This window comes from Kribbella sp. NPDC051952, from assembly GCF_040680855.1.
Classification (GTDB): Bacteria; Actinomycetota; Actinomycetes; order Propionibacteriales; family Kribbellaceae; genus Kribbella.
Genome location: NZ_JBFAXQ010000002.1, coordinates 45,093 through 65,503, shown reverse-complemented (window position 1 = coordinate 65,503; position 20,411 = coordinate 45,093). Strand labels below are relative to the sequence as shown.

Here is a 20,411-nt window from a genome sequence, read left to right as displayed (position 1 = left end):
TCTCTCAGCCACGCAAATACGTGAGCACTGCGGACACGCGCCGATCCAGCCCGTCGTCCAGCTGCAGCTTCGCGAAGATGTTCCCGACGTGCTTGCGTACGGCGGCCTCACTCACCACCAACTGCTCTGCGATCGACGCGTTCACCCGCCCCTCCGCCATCAGCGCGAGCACCTCCAGCTCACGCGGCGTGAGAGCCGCGAGCGGCCCGTCGTTCCGCCGCCGCGCGAGCAACTGCCGGACCACCTCGGGATCAACCACCGTCCCGCCGTCCGCGACCCGGTCCAACGACTCGAGGAACTCCGCGACGTGCCCGACCCGATCCTTCAGCAGGTACCCGATCCCGCCGGTCGTTGTCTCGAGCAACGTGGACAGATAGGCGTCGGCGACGTACTGCGAGAGCACGAGGATCCCGATCGACGGCAGCTCGGCCCGGATCGCAGCGGCAGCCCGCAGACCCTCGTCACTGTGCCCCGGCGGCATCCGTACGTCGGTGATGACGACATCCGGCGGCTCCTTGCGTACGACGGCCAGCAGCGCGTCCCCGTCACCAACCGCGTCGCGCACTTCGTGCCCGGCCCGGTCCAGAATGCTCGCCAAGCCCTCCCGCAACAGCAGCGAGTCTTCGGCCAGCACGATGCTCAGTCGCCGAGTCGGCACGGGCACTCCATCCTCAATCGAGTCGGCCCACCAGGTGGGCTGTCGATGACGAGTGTGCCTCCCAACGCGTCCAATCGGGTCACCAGCCCGGTGAGTCCACTCCCCGCGCCCAGCGTCGCCCCACCGACGCCGTCATCGGTGATCCCGATGACGAGCTGCTCGCGGTCGATCCACCCGGTCACCTCACACGTGGACGCCTGCGCGTGCTTGGCGACGTTCGCGAGCGCCTCACTGACGACGAAGTACGCCGCTGCCTCGATCGGCGCCGGCAACCGCTCCGGCAACGACATCTGCACAGTCACCGGCAACGGCATCCGGTCGGCGACCTCCCGTACGGCGGCCTCGAGCCCATGGTCGACCAGGACCCGCGGGTGGATCCCGCGCACCGCCGCCCGCAGATCGGCCAACGCCGCCTCCGCCTCGGAGTGGGCCTTCACCACCAGCCTCCGGCCCTCCCCCTCGGGCAGGTCGAGTTCGGCCAAACCGAGCGTCATGGTCAGCCCGACGAGTCGCTGCTGGACACCGTCGTGCAGGTGCCGCTCGATCCGTGCCCGCTCGGTCTCGAACGCATCGACCAGGTCGAGCCGGGAGCGGCGCAACTCGGCGACGTTGCGCTGCAGCTCCTCCTGCCGGGGACCCAGCATCGCCTTCGCCAGCGAGGCCTCGGCGGCCGCGATCACGCCGATCAGGTACGAGCTGACCACGAAGAACGGTGGCCCGAAGGCGACCAGGAAGATGAGCCCTTCCCGCGCGCTGTCCAGGACCCATGGGCCCATGCCCATCTCCTCGGTGTCCGCGATCACCGGGGCCGCCAGGGTGATGCCGAGGGTCGCGGCGCAGATCCCCGCGAACGCGGCACTGATCAGCCAGACGAAGACCCCGAGCACGAAGCTGTACCCGAGGGCTCGAACCGAGGCCTGCTCGCGGCGCCGGAACTTCAGCTTCTCCCGCACCGACAGCGTGGCCGGCAACTTCGCGTGCGGGCTGGGGATACCGTCGACCAGCACCAGCCCGGCCCGCCATCGCTCGATCCGGCCGACCGAGGCCCCGATCAGCGGGAAGGCCATCAGCATCAGGACGCCGATCAGGATCGGGCTGAGGACGGCACTGACCGCCGCGGCCGCGATCAGTACGGCGATGGTCAGAACGCCGACCGGGATCGACGTGAACAGGTAGGCGTAGCTCCGCCACGGCCAGGACGAGATGACGTACCGCGGCGACGCCAGTGCGGCCCAGACCGTCCTCGGTCCGGACGGCACAGGGCAGGTCGTCGCGGTTGTCTCCACCCGGTCAACCCTAGGTCCGCGACTGCCCGCGGGACGGTAGCGTGCGCGCTACTCCAGGTCTCCTCCCTGAGCCAGGGTGCAGAACGCCGTACGCCGGTTGGCTTGGAACCATGACCGCTACTGCGCAAAATCTTGGGCCGACCCAGCCGGCTGCCGCACCAGCTCAAGCTCCCGCCCTGCTGCTGGACGGGATCACCAAGACGTACCGCTCCAAGGCCGGAGCGGTCGACGCCCTGCGTGGTGTGACCTACCACTTCGCCCGCGGTTCGTTCACGGCCGTGATGGGACCGTCCGGCTCCGGCAAGTCCACGCTGCTGCAGTGCGCGGCCGGACTCGACCAGCCGACCACCGGCAACGTCGTACTGGGTGGGGTCAGCCTCAGCGGCCTCAACGAGGTCGCACTCACCAAGCTGCGCCGGGCCGAGATGGGATTCGTCTTCCAGGCCTACAACCTGCTGCCCTCGCTGACCGTGTACGACAACGTGGCGCTGCCGCTGCGGCTGACCGGTCGCCGGCCGCGGCGGGGCGACGTACAGCGGGTGCTCGACCAAGTGGGCCTGGAGGGCAAGGCCAAACGGCGGCCGGCCGAGCTGTCCGGCGGCCAGCAGCAGCGGGTCGCGATCGCACGGGCTCTGATCACCCGTCCATCGGTGTTCTTCGCCGACGAGCCGACCGGTGCGCTGGACAGCGGGACCAGCCGGCAGATCCTCGGGCTGTTGCGGGAGGCAACCGATCGGGCCGGGCAGACCGTGGTGATGGTGACCCACGACCCGGTCGCCGCCGGGTACGCCGAACGCGTGCTGTTCCTGTCCGACGGCCTCATCGCGGGTCACCTCGACCGCGGTACGCCGGCCCAGATCGCCGCCGCCATGAGCGACCTGGAGGGATGATGTTCTTCCTCAGCCGACAGACCGTCAGCCGGCACAGATCCTTGTACGCCGGTTCCTTCGTCGCGCTCGCGGTGGGCGTGTTCCTGCTCGGACTCGCCGCCACCGCGACTGCTGCAACCGTCGCGTACCACGGTCCGGCCGCGTCGGTCATCAGCGTGATGACCTTGGGCGGCGACGGCGCCGATCCGCGGCGCGTGAACGTGCACACCTCCGACGCGGACGTGACCGGGCTGCAAACCGTGCTCAGCCTGGTCGGGACGATCAGCGGCTTCATCACGATCTTCGTCATCGCCAGTACCTTCGCCTTCGCCGTCGCGGCCCGCCGCCGCGAACTCGGGCTGCTCCGGCTGATCGGCGCGACACCCCGCCAGATCCGTCGGATGGTCCTCGGCGAGGCCCTGGTGGTCGCGCTGGCCGCGTCCATCACCGGCGCGATCCTGGCTCAACTCGCCACCCCGTTGCTGCTGCGGAAGGCGTCGTACACGGAACTTGCGCCGGTGAAGCTGGAGACGGCCTCGCCCTGGGTGCCGTTGTCGATCGCGATTGCGGCCGGGCTGGTGGTCGCGATGCTGGGAGCACGATCGGCCGCGCGGCGAGCGGGCCGGATCGGCGCTGTCGACGCGCTGCGGGAAGCGTCGTTGGAGCCACCGCGGATCGGGCCGGTGCGGGTCGTGTTCGGGGTGCTGTTCATGGCCGGGTCGATCGCGATGCTGTCGCTGATCCGGCCGTCGACCGGCGAAGGCGTCGTACCGCTGGCCATGTTCACGCCGATGGTGATGGTGATCGGGCTGACCCTGCTCGCGCCGCTTGTGGTGCCGTTGATCGGCCGGCTCTGGGCACTGCCGCTGGTCGCCTGGACCCAGGTGTCCGGGCGGCTCGCCCGCAGCAACGTGGTCGCCGCACCCCGGCGCAGCGCATCGCTCGCGGCACCGATCCTGTCGATCTGCGCGATCGCGGGGTCGATGGTGCTCAGCCTCAGCTTCGCTGCCGACAGCGCGAGCGCCTCGATTCGCGATGCCGTCCGCGCCCCGATCGTCGTCACCGGTTCAGATCCCGTGACTGCCCCAGGAGTGGCCGCGGTCGACGCCGGCATCCCGCTGCAGACAGTCCGGATCAGCCGCGACGATGCCGAACTCGAAGACGTCGAGGGGATCGACCCGGCGATCGCGGTCCGGACCCGGGCGCTCACCCCGCTGTCCGGCGACCTCGCCCAGCTGACCGGGAACACTGTTGCCGTTGGCAAAGAGATGGCGGGGTTCGAGCACTACAAGGTCGGCGACGAGCTGCCGGTGACGTTCCTCGACCGGACCGCTGCCAAGCTCCGGATCGTCGCGATCGTCCCGGACGCCTTCGGCGTCAACCCGTCGCTGCTGGTCCCGCTCGACCTGGCCCGCAAGCACGCGCCGACCGCCAAGCCGGACCGGATGTTCGTCCTGCCGGCCGACGGCGTGGACCCGGCCGGTCTGGTCAGCAAGATCGACCACGCGGTCCTGGCGCCGGTGTGGGAGGCTGAGCAGGCGGACGGCGTACGGAAAGGCAACCAGCTAGGCCTGATCCTGCTGCTGGGACCCGCTGCGCTGTACAGCGCGATCGCGATCGCCAACACGCTCCTGATGGGCAGCCTGCAGCGGCGGCACGAGTTCGTGACCTCGCGGCTGCTCGGGGCGACCCCGGCGCAGATCCGCCGGATGGTGCTGTGGGAGTCCTCGCTGGTCGGCGCCGTCGCGCTCACCCTGGGTACGGCGATCACCGTGACGGTCGGGGTCCTGATCCGGCACGCGATGACGTCCGGGGTGGCCGACGTACCGGTGACCGTCCCGTGGAGCATCCTGCTGGGGATCGGAGCGGTCTGTCTGATCCTGGCGGTAGGGTCCGCTCTGGCCCCGACGACGTACATCCTGCGCCGGTCGCAGCCGTCCGCAGCGGTCGAGTAGAGGTGGAGTAGACCGGTATCGGACGGATCGAGCAGTGGGAGGGCGGGTCGCGGCCGGAGAATCCGCCGTTCACCAGGGACAATGGGCACGGCGCCGGACCGTCGCGGCGCTCGTACCGGTTTGATCGAGGAGTTCGTAGACCCGCATGGCACGCCGTTCCAGCACCACCGCAGAACCCGAGGACTTCGAGGAGCGCATCCTCGACGTCGATGTCTCCGACGAGATGCGTACCAGCTACCTGGAGTACGCGTACTCGGTGATCTACGCCCGGGCGCTGCCGGACGCGCGGGACGGGCTGAAACCGGTCCAGCGCCGGATCCTGTTCTCGATGGCGGAGAACAACATCCGCCCCGACCGCGGACACGTGAAGAGCGCCCGCGTCGTCGGTGAGGTCATGGGTAAGTACCACCCGCACGGCGACGGTGCGATCTACGACGCCCTGGTCCGGATCGAGCAGCCCTGGTCCATGCGGCTGCCGCTGATCGACGGCCACGGGAACTTCGGCTCCCTCGACGACGGTCCCGCCGCGATGCGGTACACCGAGTGCCGGATGGCCCCCTCGGCAGTGGCGATGACGGCCGGCCTGGACGAGAACGTCGTCGACTTCCGGCCGAACTACGACGGCCAGGAGCAGGAGCCGTCGGTCCTCCCGGCCGCCTTCCCGAACCTGCTCGTCAACGGTGCCGCCGGCATCGCGGTCGGTATGGCCACCAACATGGCACCGCACAACCTGGTCGAGGTGATCCAGGCACTGCGGCACCTGATCAAGACCCCGGGTGCCGACCTGGACGACCTGATGCGGTTCATCCCCGGTCCGGATCTGCCGACCGGCGGCAAGATCGTCGGGCTGGACGGCATCAAGGACGCGTACGCCACCGGCCGCGGCAGCTTCAAGATGCGCGCCACCGCCCGGATCGAGAACGTCACCCCACGCCGCAAGGGCATCGTGGTCACCGAGCTGCCGTACACGGTCGGCCCGGAGAAGGTGATCGAGAAGATCAAGACCCTGGTCCAGGCCAAGAAGCTGCAGGGCATCGCCGACGTCAAGGACCTCACGGACCGTACGCACGGCACCCAGCTGGTGATCGAGGTCAAGAACGGCTTCGTCCCCGAGGCGCTGCTGGAGCAGCTCTACAAGCTCACCCCGCTCGAGGACGCCTTCCACGTGAACGCGGTCTGCCTCGTCGACGGCCAGCCGCGCACCCTCGGCCTGAAGGAACTCCTCGAGGTCTACCTCGGCCACCGGTACGACGTGGTCCGCCGGCGCAGCGAGTTCCGCCGGAAGAAGGCGCAGGACCGGCTGCATATCGTCGACGGCCTGCTGGTCGCGATCCTGGACATCGACGAGGTCATCCAGATCATCCGGTCCAGTGACGACGCGGCCGCGGCGCGGACCCGGCTGATGGACATCTACGACCTCACCGAGGTGCAGACGAACTACATCCTGGACATGCCGCTGCGCCGGCTGACCAAGTTCTCCAAGCTCGAGCTGGAGACCGAGAAGGGTGAGCTCGAGCGCGAGATCGAGCGGCTGACCGCGATCCTCGAGGACGAGGCGCTGCTGAAGAAGAACGTCTCCGACGAACTGGCGGAGATGGCCAAGACCTACGGCACCCCGCGGCGCACGGTGCTGCTGGAGTCGTCCGGCGCGACCAAGACCGCGGCCGTGCCGCTCGAGGTCAGTGACGACCCGTGCTGGATCCTGATGAGCTCGACCGGCCTGCTCGCCCGGACCAACGGTGTGGAGCCGTTCGGCACCGGCGACACCCGGGCCAAGCACGACGCGATCGTGTCGGCGGTGAAGAGCACGGCCCGCGGTCAGTACGGCCTGATCACGAGCACCGGGCGGCTGATCCGGCTCGACTCGCTCGACCTGCCCGCCGTACCGACGACCGCGAACGCGCCGAACCTCCAGGGTGGCGCGCCGATCGCGGAGTTCGTCTCGCTGGAGTCCGGTGAGAAGGCGATCGCGCTGACCACGATGGATCCCGACTCGGTCGGCGTTGCCCTAGGTACGACGGGTGGCGTGGTGAAGCGCGTCGTACCGGACCACCTGAGCAACCGCGACTCGTGGGAGATCATCGGGCTCAAGGACGGCGACGAGGTGATCGGCGCGGTGGAGCTCACGACCGGCGAAGAGGCGCTGTGCTTCATCACGTCGGACGCGCAACTGCTGCACTTCCCGGCCTCCGCGGTGCGGCCGCAGGGCCGGACCGCGGGCGGTATGGCCGGTGTCCGGTTGGCCGCTAAGGCGAAGGTCGTGTTCTTCGGTGCGGTCGACACCAACCGGGACGCGTCGGTCGTGACGATCGCCGGCTCGTCGTCGGCACTGCCGGGGACCGAGGTCGGGGCGGTGAAGGTGACGCCGTTCAGCGAGTACCCGGGCAAGGGCCGCGGCACGGGCGGTGTGCGCTGCCAGCGGTTGCTGAAGGGTGAGGACGGGCTGCTGCTCGGGTTCGCCGGGTCGGCGCCGGTGCGGGCGAGTGCTTCGAGTGGCGCGCCGGTCGAGCTGCCGCCGCTGGACCCGCGGCGTGACGGTTCCGGCGTACCGGTGGCTCAGCCGATCGCTGCCTGCGCTCCCGATCTGGCAGGCTGACCCCGTGAAGAGACTGCTCGCGCTCAGCGCGGTCCTTGTGGTGGCGCTGGCGGGTTGCAGCGACAAGAAGAAGGACTCCGGGGGCGGCGACGGTCAGACCGGTGACAACGCCGTCGCGCTGCTCACCGACGCGAAGAAGGCGATCGACGAAGCGGCCAGCGTGCACATCGTGCTGGCCGGGCGGGATCTGCCGGACAACGCGCAGACGCTCGCGAGTGGCGACGGCGTCGCGACGCACGCGCCCGCGTTCAAGGGCAAGCTGACCGTGCGCGCGGCCGGTGCGCCGATCGACGCCGAGGTGGTGGCGGTCGGGAGCAAGGTCTACGCGAAGCTGTCCTTTGCACCGGCCTTCATCGAGCTGTCGCCGTCCCAGCTGGCTGGTCTCGGCGCGCCCGACCCGGCCGTCCTGCTCGACCCCGAGAAGGGCGTCACTGCGGTCCTGCCGACGCTGAAGGATCCGAAGGTGAAGGGTGAGACGCGCGAAGGCGCGAAGGTTCTCACCGAGATCACCGGCTCGGTCCAGGGCAAGTCGCTGCAGGGCATCTTCCCGAAGGCGCCTGCCGACAAGGACTTCCCCTCGTCGTTCAAGCTCAACAAGGACACGAAACAACTGGTGTCCGCCACCATCACCGGCCCGTTCTACGCCGGCGCCACCAGCAGCTACGACATCACCCTCGACAAGTACGGCGAGAAGGTCGAGATCACCAAGCCGTGAGCGCGGACCCGGCGAGCAGCCCCCGGACCCGGCTCACCCTCGCCTCGATCGCGGTCGCCCTCGCAGCCGCGGACACGTACGTCGTCGTCCTCGCGCTGCCGGACATGATGTCCGGGGTCGGGCTGTCGGCCGACGAACTGCAGCGGGCCGCGCCGATCATCTCCGGGTTCCTGTTGGGATACATCGCCGTACTGCCGCTGATCGGACGGATCGCGGACGTGGTCGGACGTACGCCGGTACTGGTCGGAGCGTTGGCGCTGTTCGCGGTCGGGTCGCTGATCACGGCCGGGGCCTACGACCTGCCGCTGGTGGTAACCGGTCGGTTTCTTCAGGGCGTCGGCGGCGGTGGGCTGATCCCGGCGACGCTCGCTCTGGTGGCCGACCTCTGGCCCGCTGATCGGCGCGGGCTCCCGCTGGGTGTAGTGGGCGCGGTGCAGGAGCTCGGGTCTGTTCTGGGTCCGCTGTTGGGTGCCGCCGTACTCGCGATCGCGGACTGGCGCTACATCTTCTGGCTCAACCTGGCCGTCGCCGTCGTACTGGCACTGCTCTTGCGGGGGCTCAAGCGTCCACCTGTGTCTGCGGCAGTCGGAGTGCTCGCCTGCGTTCTGTTGGGGCTGACGCTGACGGCGCCTGAGCGATTGGCCACCGGCGTCACGCTCGGGTTGCCGTTCGTGCCGTTCACCGGGACTTCCCGACTGCTCACTCCGATCGGCGTCGCCACACTCGTACTGGCGCTGGTCTGGCTCGGTCTCGTCTTGTGGCGGACTCGCGGGCAGTTGCCGCGGCTGCTGGCCCAGATCGATCTGCTCGGGGCTCTGCTACTCGCGTTGGCGTTGGCAGGCGTCGTACTGGCGTTTGCCACCGCTGATCCCGAGCGTGAGCTGATGTCTCCGGCCGGTCCGTGGTTGCTGGTCGCGGCCGCTGTGTTCGGGATCGCGTTCGCGGTCTGGCAACGCCGTACGGCGCGAGCGATCGTGCCGCACGGTCTCCTGGGCGCCCGACCGGCTTGGGGATCGCTGCTCGTCAGCTTCCTGGTCGGCTGTGCATTGATCGCTGCGCTGGTCGACGTACCGGTATTTGCCCGCACGACCCAGGGTGGGGGCCAGTTGGCTGCGGCGCTGGTCCTGCTGCGCTTCCTGATCGCCCTGCCGGTCGGTGCGGTCGTCGGCGGCTGGCTGACCCGGCGCTACGGGCTCGGCCTGATCACGGGTGCCGGGCTGGCGTTGTCCGGGGCAATGTTCCTGGTGATGGCGTTCTGGAGTCGTACGGCGCTGGACCACTGGCCGGCCACCGTCGTACTCCTGCTCTGCGGCTTCGGCTTCGGCCTGGCCCTGTCGCCGGTCAACACCGCCATGCTCGGCGCCACGCCCGCGGACAGCCACGGCCTGGTCAGCGCACTGGTCGTGGTCGCGCGGATGGTCGGCATGCTCGTCGGCGTATCCGCGCTCACCGCCATCGGACTCCGGCGGTACTTCGCGATCGCCGAGGACGTCCGGTCGCCGAACGAGCTGTGCCCGTCCTCCCCCGGCAACTGCCGCCCGTACATCGACGCGCTCCGCGACGCCGCCATTTCACAAGTTCACGCAATCTTCGCCGGAGCGGCCGTCTGCGCTCTCGCGGCCGCTGTTCTGGCCGTTCTGCTGCTCGGTCGACGTGGCGTTGTGCACACCTGATGATCATCATGAGGGACAGCCGTCTCACCTCGCGTACCTTGATCTTGTGACCCCACGACCCGATGCCACCGGCCGGCCAGGCCTGTGCTCGACGTTCTGCCGGGAGCTGCACGAGCCGCTGGCCGGCACAGCGGTCGTCGCCGTCGGCTGGGTCGTCGTGGAGCAGCCCGGTCCGTGGGGAGCTAAGGCAGCGACCGAGAGTCATCTGGATCCGGTCTTCGGTGGTGCGTTCGACGATGCGTGCAAGAAGGTCGACGTCCGCTTCGGGCTGATCCGCGCCCCCGGTCGCCACTCCGAGCCGCCGATGCGCACGCACCGGGTGTTCGTTGCCTCCACTACACCGGGCCGGACCTGGCTGCTCGGCGGCACGGTCGCCGATCCCACCGAGCTGGAGGTTCTCGACCTCGAGGCAGTCAGTCGCGGTGACCAGGCAGCCGTGATCGCATCCCTGCCCGACCTGGCTCCGGTCGACGGGCCAATGGTGCTCGTCTGCACGAACGGCAAGCGAGACGGCTGCTGCGCACTGCTCGGACGTCCGCTCGTCACGGGCCTGGCGAAGATTGCTCCCGGCCGGGTCTGGGAGGCAACTCACCTCGGTGGCCATCGGTTCGCCCCGACCGCGACCTTCCTCCCGGCCGGCACCATGCACGGCCACCTCACTGTCGAGGCCGCCGCGACCATCCTCGAAGCAGCCGGTCGTGGTGAGATCGCGCTGACCGGGCTGCGCGGCCGGTCGACCTGGACCAAACGGGGTCAGGTCGCGGAGGTCGCCGTACGCCGTCTGATCGGCGAGCTTGACCTGGATGCCCTCACCGTCGCGGGCGAAGATTCCGAAGCCGTCGCCGTACGGCATCTCGACGGCCGGGCCTGGACCGTGCCCGTCACCACCGCGGTGGCCAATCCACCACGTCCGGATTCCTGCGGAAAGGAGCCCTTCGCCATGTCGATCCTGCAAGCCGGAGCCCCTCAGGTGGGTGACCTGCGATGACCACCGGTTTCGAGGACCTGCTCGCCGCGAACGCCGAGTACGCCGCCGACTTCTCGTACGGGGGATTCGACGGGATCGCGCACGCCGGCGTCGGCGTGGTCACCTGTATGGACTCACGGATCCCGCCGCTGGAGATGCTCGGGCTGAAGCCGGGTGACGCGAAGGTGCTGCGCAGCGCCGGTGGCCGTGTCACCGAGGTGACGATGACCGGCCTGGTGCTGGGTGTCCAACTGCTCGGCGTCCGCCGGATCATGATCATCCCGCACACCCGCTGCGCGATGGCGGCCATGTCCGAGGACGACCTGCGCGCCAAGGTCGAGCTCGCCGCGGGCAAGCCGGCCGGCTACCTGCCGATCCCGGTCATCCCCGACCAACTCGAGGCCTTGCGCCGCGACGTCGCCGCCGTCCGCGAACACCCGCTGATCGGCAACGACATCCTCGTCGGCGGCTTCATGTACGACGTCGACACCGGCCACCTCACCCAGATCGACTGACACTCCCCTGCCTGATCGCCCCTTTGAGGGAGTGCGTTGATCTGGTAGACAGCCGGTATGAGACTCCGCCCCAGCTCATTTCCTCGGTCGCTGCTGTTCGGTGCGCTTGCGCTGACGGCTGTGCTGTCCGGTGCTCCGACGGTGCACGCAGTACCGGCAGCCACGGGATGTCTTGACCAGTCCGTCAACGGGACGGTCGAGGAGCAACGCCTCGACAACGGCATCGCCGACGGTCCGTCGGTCCCGGCCGAGATCCTCCGCCGCTCCGGCTTCGACCGTCAGGTCGCCGTCTTCAGCCGCCTACTCTGCTCGGTCCCGAACCGGCGAGCCGCGGCAGCCCTCGTCCACACCCAGGGCGAGACCCTCTGGCGTACGGCGACGTACCGCGCCCAGCACCAACCACACGGACCCGACGCCCTCCCCGCCACCGACGACCGCGGCCTGTACTGGGCCCGCCTCTCCATGGCCCTCGCCCTCAGGCAATGGCATCCCCGCTTCGGCCTCGGTACGACGGAACGCGCAGACCTGATCCGGTCCCTCGAATACACGTCCCGCGGAATCACGAGCAATCGCTTCAGTCCCGGCGTACAGAAGATCCTGGTCACGGGCTTCGACCCGTTCACGCTGGACGCCGACATCCGGATCGGCAACCCGTCCGGGGCGAACGCGCTCACGCTCGACGGGCAGCGCTGGACGATCAAGGGCAAGACGTACGAGGTCCAGACCGTCATGTTCCCGGTCCGGTACACGGACTTCGACGAGAACATGGTCGAGCACGCGCTCGCCCCGCACTACCGTCGCGGTCCACAACGCGCCGACCTCGTCATGACCGCGAGTCAGGGCCGGGTGGGGATCTTCGATCTCGAGGTATTCAACGGCCGGCGTCGTTCGGTCAGCTCGATCGGTGACAACAACAACCTCTGGGGTGGCGGCACCATCGCTGCTCCGGTCGTCTCCCCCAGCATGCCGCCGGGACCCGAGTGGATCACGTCGAGCCTGCCACTGGCGCGGATGGCCCAGGCCGACGTCACGCCGTTCCGGACGCGGGTGAACACCTCGGTCCTGGAGATCCCGGCCGGCCAGACCGAGCCGGTCCGGCAGCCCAACGGCCCGACGCCCGGCTCGATCGCCTCCGAGGGCACCGGCGGCGGCTACCTTTCCAACGAAGTTGCCTACCGCAACACCTTGCAGCGCGACCTGCTGGACCCGTCCATGCCGGCCGGTCACTTACACGTCCCGGTGCTCTCCTTCGATCCTGCCAACAAGACCGAGATCACCGATCCGACCTACGAAGCCAACCGCGAGGCCATCGTCACCGGCGCCCACGCGGTCCTCCGGGCAGCCCTCGGCTAGTACAGAATACTGATCATTGCCCCGCTCAGTGTGATCAGTATTCTGGTCACTCCGAGCGTGGCGATGTCCAGTTAAATCTTCAGTACGTCGGCAGTCTGCACAGGCTGTCCCGTCTCCAAGGACCGGTTCGCGGCCAACCCCGTCACCAACGCCAGCGCGGCCTGTCGAGCATCCGCGATCTCGGCGCCCTCGGTCCGCGAGTCGTCCAGCAAGGCCGCGAGTACCCGCGCGTCCGCACCGCCATGACCCGCGTGATCGTGGTCGACGGTGTGGTCGACCGGCGGCGACCACAGCGGCCTGAGGGTGATGCTCGTACGTCCCGCCATCGGCGCCGCCAGGTCACCGTGGACGGCTCCCTTGGCGGACTCGACCCGCAGATGTGGCTGCGTCCATGTCGACTCTTCGACATTCAGCTCCAGCCGGCCGCGCGAGCCGTTGAACATCACGCGGTACCCCTCAGCCGGCGAATACGCGGTCAAGTGATAGCTCATCGTCGCGCCGGAGTCGTACGACACCAGCACCGCCATGTCGTCCTCGATCGTCACACCAGGCGCGAACACGTTGCGATCCCGGTAGTACGCGTCCTCCCCCTCCGCATCCAGATAGAGCTCGCGCAACGTCGCGTTGTCGGCCAACTGGAGCGCGAACGGATCATCCAGCGCCTCAGGTGATCCGTTCGCCCGCTCGTAGTCCCGCGCGTACCCGTGCTCGTGCCCCGGCCCGTAGAACGCCAGCTGACCTCGGGCATAGACGGTCCGTGGTTCGGCGCCGAGCCACCAGTTGACCAGGTCGAAATGGTGACTGGCCTTGTGCACCATCAGGCCGCCCGAGTTCGCCTTGTCGCGATGCCATCGGCGGAAGTAGTCCGCCCCGTGCGAGACGTCGAGCATCCACTCGAAGTGGACCGAATGCACGTCCCCGATCGCACCCTCGGCCAGCAACTCCCGCACCCGCCGATGCACCGGATTGAAACGGTAGTTGTACGCGACCGACAACGACCCACCCGTCTCCCGCACGGTGTCGAGGATGCTCTGCGCCTTGGTGGCATCGGTCGTCATCGGCTTCTCGCTGATCACGCGTACGCCGGCCCGCAACGCGGCCTCGATGTACCGGTCGTGGGTCGCGTCGACGCTCGTCACCACGAGCAGGTCGATCCGCTCGACCCGCAGCATCTCGTCGAACCGGGCCGGCGGCCATTGATGCGCCGTACGACGACCTGCCGCGAGCAGCATGCGGTTGTGAAAGGCCATCCGGACCGAGTTCGGGTCGCACAACGCGACCACGTCGTACTCGTCCCGCTTGGCCAGACCTTCGGTGAAGAGCTGCGCGCGGTTCCCGGTTCCGACGATTGCCGTCCGCACAGGCATTCAGACCTCCTATTGTTTGACCGCGCCGGCCAGGCCGTTGACGAAGAAGCGCTGCAGCAGCACGAAGAGCAGGATGATCGGCGCGAGCGTGATCACGGTGCCGGCGCACAGCAGCGTCCACTCGGTCGAGTTCTCGCCGATGAACGCGTACATGCCGATCGCGAGCGTGCGCAGCTCAGGCCGGCCGAGCGTGAACACGAGCGGGATGAAGAAGCTGTTCCAGGCCGTGATCGCGGTGAACAAGCCAACCGTGGCCAGCATCGGGCCGGACAGCGGGAGCATGATCCGGGCGAACGTCTGGTGGAAATTCGCACCATCCACCTGGGCTGCGTCCTCGAGCTCACGGTCGATGGCCATGAAGTAGCCCATGAACAGGAACGTCCCGAAGACCACGCCGCCGGACGCCTGCACGATGATCACCGACCACAGGCTGTTCAGCAGCTGCAGGCGCTGCATCAGGTCGAACACCGGAATGATCGTGTAGCCGTGCGGCAGGAACAGCGTCGCAGACACCAGTCCGAGGCAGAATCCGCGGCCCGGGAAGCGTGTGCGGGCAAGTACGTATCCCGCGCAGGACGTGACTACTAAAGTGATCACCACTGTGCCTAAGGTGATCAGAATTGTGTTCATGAAGTACCGGCCGAACGAGGCCTCCTGCCAGGCGTTCAGGTAGTTCGCCCAGAGGAAGTGCGACGGCATCGGATTGAGCCCGTCGGTGAAGAAGTCGTCGTCACTCTTCAGCGAGCTCCCCAGCGCCCAGAACAGCGGGTACAACCACGCCAAACCGCTGACCAGCAAGGCGACATGCGTCATCACGGTCACCACACGGCGTCGAGTCATGCCAGTCCCCCTGTCCCCCGCCGCTTCGCGAGCGAGCGCAGTACGACGACCTGCACCACGGAGAACGCGATCAGCAGGACGCCGTAGATGAACGACGCGGCCGAGGCCAGACCGATGTCCGGCTGCACCGCGTTCGCATTACTGCCACCGAAGGCCAGGTGGTAGATGTAGGTGTTCACGACCTCGGTCGCGAAGTACGGACCGCCGCTGGTGAGCACCTGGACCAGGTCGAAGATCTGGAACGTCCCGATCACCGCGAGGATCACGATCACCACGCCGACCGCGCGCAGCATCGGGATCGTGATGTACCGGAACGTCGCGAACCGGCCGGCCCCGTCCAGCCGGGCAGCCTCGTAGAGCTCGTCCGGGATCGTCTGCAGGCCGGCCAGGAAGTAGACCAGGTTGTAGCCGAACGTGTGCCAGATCCCGACCAGGATGATGATCGCCAGCGCGAAGTGCGGATCCCCCAGCCAGTCGACGTGCTGGTGAATGACGTGCAGCTTCAGCAACAGGTCGTTGATCGAGTCACCGAAGTTCGACACCAGCAGTTGGATCACGACCCCGATCACCGCGGCCGACGTCACCACCGGCAGGAAGAACAACGTCCGGTAGAACGACGCGAACCGGAGCTTCTTGTTGTTCAGCACGAGCGCCAGGGCCAACGCCAGTACGAGCTGGATCGGTACGACGAAAGCGGCGTACACGAAGGTGTGTCCGAGGGATCGCCAGAAGATGCTGTCGTGGACGATCTGGCGGAAGTTGTCCAGCCCGACGAAGTCCGACGGGTCGCCGATCCCGTCCCACTTGTAGAACGTGTAGCCGAGCGACGCGATGATCGGGTAGACCACGAACACCAACAGCAGCACCATCATCGGTGCCAGGTAGACATACGACCACAGATACGTACGGCGACGTGCCCGGCGCCGGGCCACCGCGGGAGGCGGCCCGGCAGTCGAGACCTCCTCCCGCACAGTGGTGGTCATCACCATCAGGCGCCCGGCTTCGTCGTGTAGGGCTTGGTCAGATCCCAGTCCGGGAAGGCAAAGTCCTTCAGACCGGCGCCGGTCTTCGCCACTGCGGTTGACAGTGCCTGGTTCATCTTGTCCGTCAGCTCGGTCAGAGCGCCTTGCGCGTCCTTGATCTGGCCCGTGTAGACACCCGCCAGTACATCGTTGATGTCGGGCTTGACCGCGGGCAGCTCGAGCTTGGTCAGCTTCGGGTTCCGGATCGTCGGCTGCGGACCGACGACGGCCGTCCCGGACAGGCCGACGTACTGCGAGAACGGCGCGAAGGTCACGCCCTTCGGGTCGTTGTTCTTCGCGTAGACCGACAGGCCCTGGCCCTGCTCGACCCAGCGCTTCCCCGCATCCGCGCTGTACAGCCAGTCGAACCAGGCCCACGCCTCGTCGGCGTGCGGAGTCTTCGACGACACTGCCACGAACTTGCCGCCGGGCGGTCCGTAGAACAGCGCCTTCGGCTCACCGCTCGGAGCGGGCAGAGTGACCAGGCTGTAGTCGGTGAACTTGTGCTTGGTCCACTCCGGCTGGTTCCACACTCCCCCGACCGTCATCCCGAACCGGCCGCGCTCGAAGAACGCGCGCGCCTGCTCGTCGGAGATGCTCATCGAGTTCGGGTAGAACCAGTTCTTGTTCTTCCACTCCAGCAGCAGGTTGATCACGTCGAGGTAGTTGCGGTCGGTGCCGAACGTCCACTTGCCGACGCGGTAGTCCATCCCGTCGATGCCGCCGACGGCAGCGCCACCCGGCGACCCCGCGCCGCGGACGAACAGATCCAGCCACCAGGCCAGGGTCGTGTTCGTCGAGTTGCCGAACCCGAACGGCGAGACCTTGCCACCGCTCTTCGACGCGATCGCATCGGCAGCGGCACTCACGTCGTCCCATGTCTTCGGCAGCTTCACACTCCCGTCGGCATTGGTCACGCCCGCGTCCTTGAACACGCCGTGGTGGATGTAGAGCTGCAGCGAGGGTGCCGGGGCAGCGAACGGCGCGGTGTAGACCTTCCCGTCGAACACGTCCACGCCTTCGACGAAGCTGCCCGACGGGAAGCGGGACTGCCACGACGTGGTTGCCCACTTGTCGACCGGCATCAGCCAGTCCTGCGACACCTGCTGGCTGAGCTGCGGGCTCTTCGGCACCATCAGGATGTCCGGTGCGTTGTTGCTCCGGTACGCCAGCGAGACCAGGTCGGCGTACTTGTCGCTGACCTGCGTGGTCTTCTTGACCAGCACGCCCGGATTGGCCTGCTGGAACAGCTTGATCTCGTTGTCCACCCAGCCGGCCTGGCTGGCGTACCAGTCCCAGTAGGTGATCGTGGTCTTGGCCTTGGACCCCTCGGCGTCGCCGTCCGAGGAGCATCCGGCGAGCGCGCCGGCGCCGGCCAGTGCCGCCGCACCCCGGAGCACTGTCCGTCGGGAGATGGGTGATGACATGGGTGTTGCCTCCAGTGATCTAGGTGCAGGCCGGCGTTGCCGACGATGCGGTCTGGGTCAGGGAACCCAGCCGCCAGGTGAGCGGGCTGCCGTCCCAGGTCACCGCGACCCGGCGCGGCCGTTGGAACGGCAGGAACGACGTGGGCTGGCCGCGGTCGATCGGTCCGGGACTGAACGCGTTGTCAGCACCGACCGGGACCGGGACGTAGTAGTTGTTCGCGTTCGTGTAACCGAAGTACGCCGTGTAGGTGTTGTCCACGGAGTTGCGTACGACGCAGGCCGCCGTCGGCTGCACCGGGTTGAACGCGGTCTCCGCCGGACCGGTGCCACCGGCAACGGTCTTGGCCATCGGCGCGAACGAGGCGTCGTCGACGAGCAGGTCGCCGGTGCCGGTCGACGTACTGATCCACCACTCGGCCTTGGTCAGCGTGCCGGTCCAGGACACCTCTGTGTTGGCGGCCGAGATGCGGGTCCAGCCCGTGCTGCTGACCGGTGCGGATCCGAGCCGGATCGTCGTTGATCCGGTCGAGGTGGTCAGCTTCAGACTCACCATCGCGGTGTCCGAGCCGCTTGCCAGTCGCACCCAGGCGGACGAGTCGTAGAGCCCGCCGTTCGCAATCGACACTCCCTGCGCCGGACCGGCCCAGGCGGCCGCACGCCCGGTCACCGACAGGTCGCCGCTACCGGTGTGCGGAGTCGTCGACGCGTTCTTCAACGTGCAGGTCCCCAGGCAGTACCAGCCTGTCGTGTTCGACTGGTTCTCCAACGTCCCGTTCCCGAGCACAGAAGGCGTCGGCAGGTACGGCGATACCGTTGGCGGACCCTGCGCCGGTGGTGGCGTCCCATCCGTCGGCGTGATGGCTAGATCGTCGAGCGTGCACTCCGGTGACGACGTACTGGGATTGGACCAGGCGAACACCTGGACCCATTTGGTCCCAGTCGGTGGCGTGAACGCGGCCAGCTTCTGGGTGTACGTGCGTTCATCGGCGTAGCTGAGCTGGTACTGGAAGGTCGGCGCGCCGGCGGATGCGCCACCACGGACGCCGACGTAGCACTGAGTGCCGGCAGCGTTCAGCCGGCCCCATCCGGACAACAGGTAGCTCGTGCCCGGAGTGAGACCGGTGACGTTCTGGGTGACGCCGGAACCCGGGCTGAGCGACAGTGCGGCGTGGCCGCTGTGCGCGTTCGCCGCGGTAGCCGGGCCGGTACCGAGCGGGGTCCACCCGCGGGCACCGCTCTCGAAGTCGCCGTCGCCGATCGGGTTCGGTGGATCGGTCCGGACCGTGGTGGCGATGCCGTCGGCAATCACCTTGACCGAGGCACCGGCCGTGGTGGGCATCGAAACCTTGACCTGCTTCGAGACGCCGTTGACGGTCACCGTGACCAGGTAGTCGCCGAGGAAGCCGCGCGTACCGAACGTCCCGGCGGCTGCGGTCTGGCCGGCGACGCTGGTGTGCCACTGGCGCTTGATCAGGTCTTCCCAGACCAGGGTGTTCGGCTTCGGCGACCAGTCCGCGTTGTACAGCGCGACCCGCGGGTTGTAGATGTTGTTCGCCCAGATGCCGAAGTTGCTGATCTGGTTGACGTTCGGGTTCGAGAACATCGCGGTCATGAAGTCGCGGGTGTAGTCCGCCTGCAACTGCAGGTCGTCGGTATCCACGTCGAACTCGGTGACCGCGACCTTGACCCCGAGCCCGGCGAACTGGTCGACGATCGTCATCAGGTCGTCCGGCGAGGTCAGCTGCAGCCCGTTGAAGTGGCTCTCGAAGCCGACCAGGTCGATCGGTGCGCCGGACGACTTCAGCGACTGGACGATGTCGTAGACGTGGTCGCGGTGGCGCTTCTCCCAGCCGTTGTTCTCCACCAATCCGTAGTCGTTCAAGGCAAGTTTGGCGTTCGGGTCGGCCTGGTGAGCGAGCCGGAACCAGTTCGCGATCTCGTTCGGCCCGAGGATGTCCTGGACGTTGTGCTCGGAGTACGGCTCGTTCACCACGTCCCACTCGTCGACGATGCCGGCCAGCGAGCTCGCCTCGTCGGTGATGTGGGTGTTGATGCGCGCCCGCAGAGCGGCCGGGTCGCTCTGCAGGTTCACGACATCCGGCTGCATCAGACCCCACGACGGCCAGATCAGGTTGTGACCGCGGATCCGGAGCCCGTGCTCGCGCATCCACTGCAGCGACGGCAGCGTGATCGTGTCGCGCTCGGTCTGGTTCTCCCAGTGGTTCCACTTCAGGTTGTTGCCGAGGGCACCCTGGTTGAAGAGCGTCGAGGCTTTACTCTGGTACTGCTGGAGGTCACTCGCACTGATTCCGCTGGACGGATCCCCGATCAGCCGAGCCCCGTCGGAGGCAGCGCCGAACTTGAACTCGCTCGTCTGCTGTACGGCGGACACGGTCGCACCACTGACCGGATGGCCGGCCGGATCTACGACCGACACGGCGAGGTTTCCCTTGCGGTACTGGTCGATCCGGGCGTTGGCCGCCGTACGCCAGGCTGCGTTCGCATCCCGGCCGTCGTACGTCACCTGTGGGTAGCCGGCCGGTGTGCCCGGTCCCCAGTCCTTGACCGAGACTCCGGCGATCTGGAACTTCTGCGTGCCGTACCCGAGCCAGAGGTTCAGGTGCGCGGCGGTCGTGGTTCCCGCGGTGTACGTGACGGCCGCGCGGAACGGGAACTCGAACTTCTTCCACTCGGTCCCGTACAGCAAGGCAGCGTTGAGCGACTTCTTGTACGGCGAACCGTCCGTCTCGAAGACCACATGGGCATTGCCGGTCGTGGCACCCGGCGTGGGCTCGATCGAGCGCGCCCACACCGTCGCGACGAGCGCATCGCCTTCGGTCACAGTCGCCGCGGTCGGCACGCCGAGGCTGATCTCGTACTCACCGTCCAGGCCAGGGCTCTGCGGCGCGTTCGGGACGGTGATCTGAAGGGCCTTGCTGAAGTTTGGGTTCCCGGTGATCGGGACCTGCTGCGTCGCATCGGCGGGCAGGCTCTTGAACTCGTTGAACTGGGCAACGGGATCGGCCGGCAGCACCTCGAACGGTGTCGCGTCGGCATGGGCGGTGGACTGGGCGGTGGACTGGATCGCAACCGCGGCGAGAAGGGCAAGCGCCGCACCGGTGGCCAGTTTTCTGATCACTCCGGATCCTTCCGGGAGCGCGCAGCACC

At 67.9% G+C, this 20,411-nt stretch carries 15 protein-coding genes; 8 read left to right on the top strand and 7 right to left on the bottom strand.

The window, feature by feature from the left end; genetic code table 11:
• Positions 1-4: 4 nt before the first annotated feature.
• The gene (locus tag AB0L70_RS04940; protein WP_363680100.1) at positions 5-658 is read right to left on the bottom strand and encodes a response regulator transcription factor; all 654 of its coding nucleotides are present in this window, start codon (positions 656-658) and stop codon (positions 5-7) included.
• Complete coding sequence (locus AB0L70_RS04935) at positions 640-1,944, bottom strand: sensor domain-containing protein (protein ID WP_363680098.1); 1,305 nt, start codon at positions 1,942-1,944, stop codon at positions 640-642. Before AB0L70_RS04935 ends, AB0L70_RS04940 begins: the two co-directional genes overlap by 19 nt.
• 110 nt (positions 1,945-2,054) lie before the next feature.
• Here AB0L70_RS04935 and AB0L70_RS04930 point away from each other — a divergent pair, with 110 nt between their 5' ends.
• The 8 genes from AB0L70_RS04930 to AB0L70_RS04895 all read left to right on the top strand — a co-directional run bounded on the left by AB0L70_RS04930 (position 2,055) and on the right by AB0L70_RS04895 (position 12,587).
• Complete coding sequence (locus tag AB0L70_RS04930; RefSeq protein WP_363680096.1) at positions 2,055-2,834, top strand: ABC transporter ATP-binding protein; 780 nt, start codon at positions 2,055-2,057, stop codon at positions 2,832-2,834.
• Positions 2,834-4,768: an FtsX-like permease family protein gene (locus AB0L70_RS04925; RefSeq protein WP_363680094.1), complete on the top strand. Its 1,935-nt coding sequence runs from the start codon at positions 2,834-2,836 to the stop codon at positions 4,766-4,768. Before AB0L70_RS04930 ends, AB0L70_RS04925 begins: the two co-directional genes overlap by 1 nt.
• A 145-nt stretch (positions 4,769-4,913) precedes the next feature.
• Positions 4,914-7,364, top strand: coding sequence for a DNA topoisomerase IV subunit A (locus tag AB0L70_RS04920; RefSeq protein WP_363680092.1), 2,451 nt, complete (start codon positions 4,914-4,916; stop codon positions 7,362-7,364).
• Positions 7,365-7,368: 4 nt separating this feature from the next.
• A complete protein-coding gene (locus AB0L70_RS04915) occupies positions 7,369-8,079 on the top strand; it encodes an LppX_LprAFG lipoprotein (RefSeq protein WP_363680090.1) in 711 nt (236 codons plus the stop codon).
• Positions 8,076-9,752 (top strand): MFS transporter, encoded by a 1,677-nt coding sequence (locus tag AB0L70_RS04910; protein ID WP_363680088.1) that lies wholly within the window; start codon positions 8,076-8,078, stop codon positions 9,750-9,752. Before AB0L70_RS04915 ends, AB0L70_RS04910 begins: the two co-directional genes overlap by 4 nt.
• 46 nt (positions 9,753-9,798) lie before the next feature.
• Positions 9,799-10,740, top strand: coding sequence for a sucrase ferredoxin (locus tag AB0L70_RS04905; RefSeq protein ID WP_363680086.1), 942 nt, complete (start codon positions 9,799-9,801; stop codon positions 10,738-10,740).
• On the top strand, positions 10,737-11,234 hold the full coding sequence (locus tag AB0L70_RS04900; RefSeq protein ID WP_363680084.1) for a carbonic anhydrase: 498 nt from the start codon (positions 10,737-10,739) through the stop codon (positions 11,232-11,234). The genes AB0L70_RS04905 and AB0L70_RS04900 overlap by 4 nt, the downstream gene beginning before the upstream one ends.
• Positions 11,235-11,291: 57 nt before the next feature.
• Positions 11,292-12,587 carry a hypothetical protein gene (locus AB0L70_RS04895; protein WP_363680082.1) on the top strand — a complete coding sequence of 432 codons (1,296 nt, stop codon included), beginning with the start codon at positions 11,292-11,294 and terminating at the stop codon, positions 12,585-12,587.
• Between the two features lie 71 nt (positions 12,588-12,658).
• On the opposite strand, the gene AB0L70_RS04890 is transcribed toward AB0L70_RS04895, so the two are convergent.
• Genes AB0L70_RS04890 through AB0L70_RS04870 form a run of 5 tightly spaced genes read right to left on the bottom strand, consistent with a single transcriptional unit; the run spans position 12,659 to position 20,382 of the window.
• Positions 12,659-13,954 (bottom strand): Gfo/Idh/MocA family oxidoreductase, encoded by a 1,296-nt coding sequence (locus AB0L70_RS04890; protein WP_363680080.1) that lies wholly within the window; start codon positions 13,952-13,954, stop codon positions 12,659-12,661.
• A gap of 9 nt (positions 13,955-13,963) precedes the next feature.
• Complete coding sequence (locus AB0L70_RS04885; protein WP_363680078.1) at positions 13,964-14,794, bottom strand: carbohydrate ABC transporter permease; 831 nt, start codon at positions 14,792-14,794, stop codon at positions 13,964-13,966.
• Positions 14,791-15,777 carry a sugar ABC transporter permease gene (locus AB0L70_RS04880; protein ID WP_363680076.1) on the bottom strand — a complete coding sequence of 329 codons (987 nt, stop codon included), beginning with the start codon at positions 15,775-15,777 and terminating at the stop codon, positions 14,791-14,793. Before AB0L70_RS04880 ends, AB0L70_RS04885 begins: the two co-directional genes overlap by 4 nt.
• 5 nt (positions 15,778-15,782) lie before the next feature.
• Positions 15,783-17,243 (bottom strand): extracellular solute-binding protein, encoded by a 1,461-nt coding sequence (locus AB0L70_RS04875; protein WP_363680074.1) that lies wholly within the window; start codon positions 17,241-17,243, stop codon positions 15,783-15,785.
• Positions 17,244-17,262: 19 nt separating this feature from the next.
• Entirely contained in the window at positions 17,263-20,382 is a 3,120-nt protein-coding gene (locus AB0L70_RS04870; RefSeq protein ID WP_363680072.1) for an endo-1,4-beta-xylanase, read from the bottom strand.
• Positions 20,383-20,411 lie beyond the last annotated feature (29 nt).

Bases quoted from the DNA above. Each gene is read 5' to 3' on its own strand.
- AB0L70_RS04930 (WP_363680096.1), top strand. From the start codon at position 2,055: ATGACCGCTACTGCGCAAAATCTTGGGCCGACCCAGCCGGCTGCCGCA.
- AB0L70_RS04925 (WP_363680094.1), top strand. From the start codon at position 2,834: ATGTTCTTCCTCAGCCGACAGACCGTCAGCCGGCACAGATCCTTGTAC.
- AB0L70_RS04920 (WP_363680092.1), top strand. From the start codon at position 4,914: ATGGCACGCCGTTCCAGCACCACCGCAGAACCCGAGGACTTCGAGGAG.
- AB0L70_RS04900 (WP_363680084.1), top strand. From the start codon at position 10,737: ATGACCACCGGTTTCGAGGACCTGCTCGCCGCGAACGCCGAGTACGCC.
- AB0L70_RS04895 (WP_363680082.1), top strand. From the start codon at position 11,292: ATGAGACTCCGCCCCAGCTCATTTCCTCGGTCGCTGCTGTTCGGTGCG.
- AB0L70_RS04890 (WP_363680080.1), bottom strand. From the start codon at position 13,954: ATGCCTGTGCGGACGGCAATCGTCGGAACCGGGAACCGCGCGCAGCTC.
- AB0L70_RS04885 (WP_363680078.1), bottom strand. From the start codon at position 14,794: ATGACTCGACGCCGTGTGGTGACCGTGATGACGCATGTCGCCTTGCTG.
- AB0L70_RS04880 (WP_363680076.1), bottom strand. From the start codon at position 15,777: ATGACCACCACTGTGCGGGAGGAGGTCTCGACTGCCGGGCCGCCTCCC.
- AB0L70_RS04875 (WP_363680074.1), bottom strand. From the start codon at position 17,243: ATGTCATCACCCATCTCCCGACGGACAGTGCTCCGGGGTGCGGCGGCA.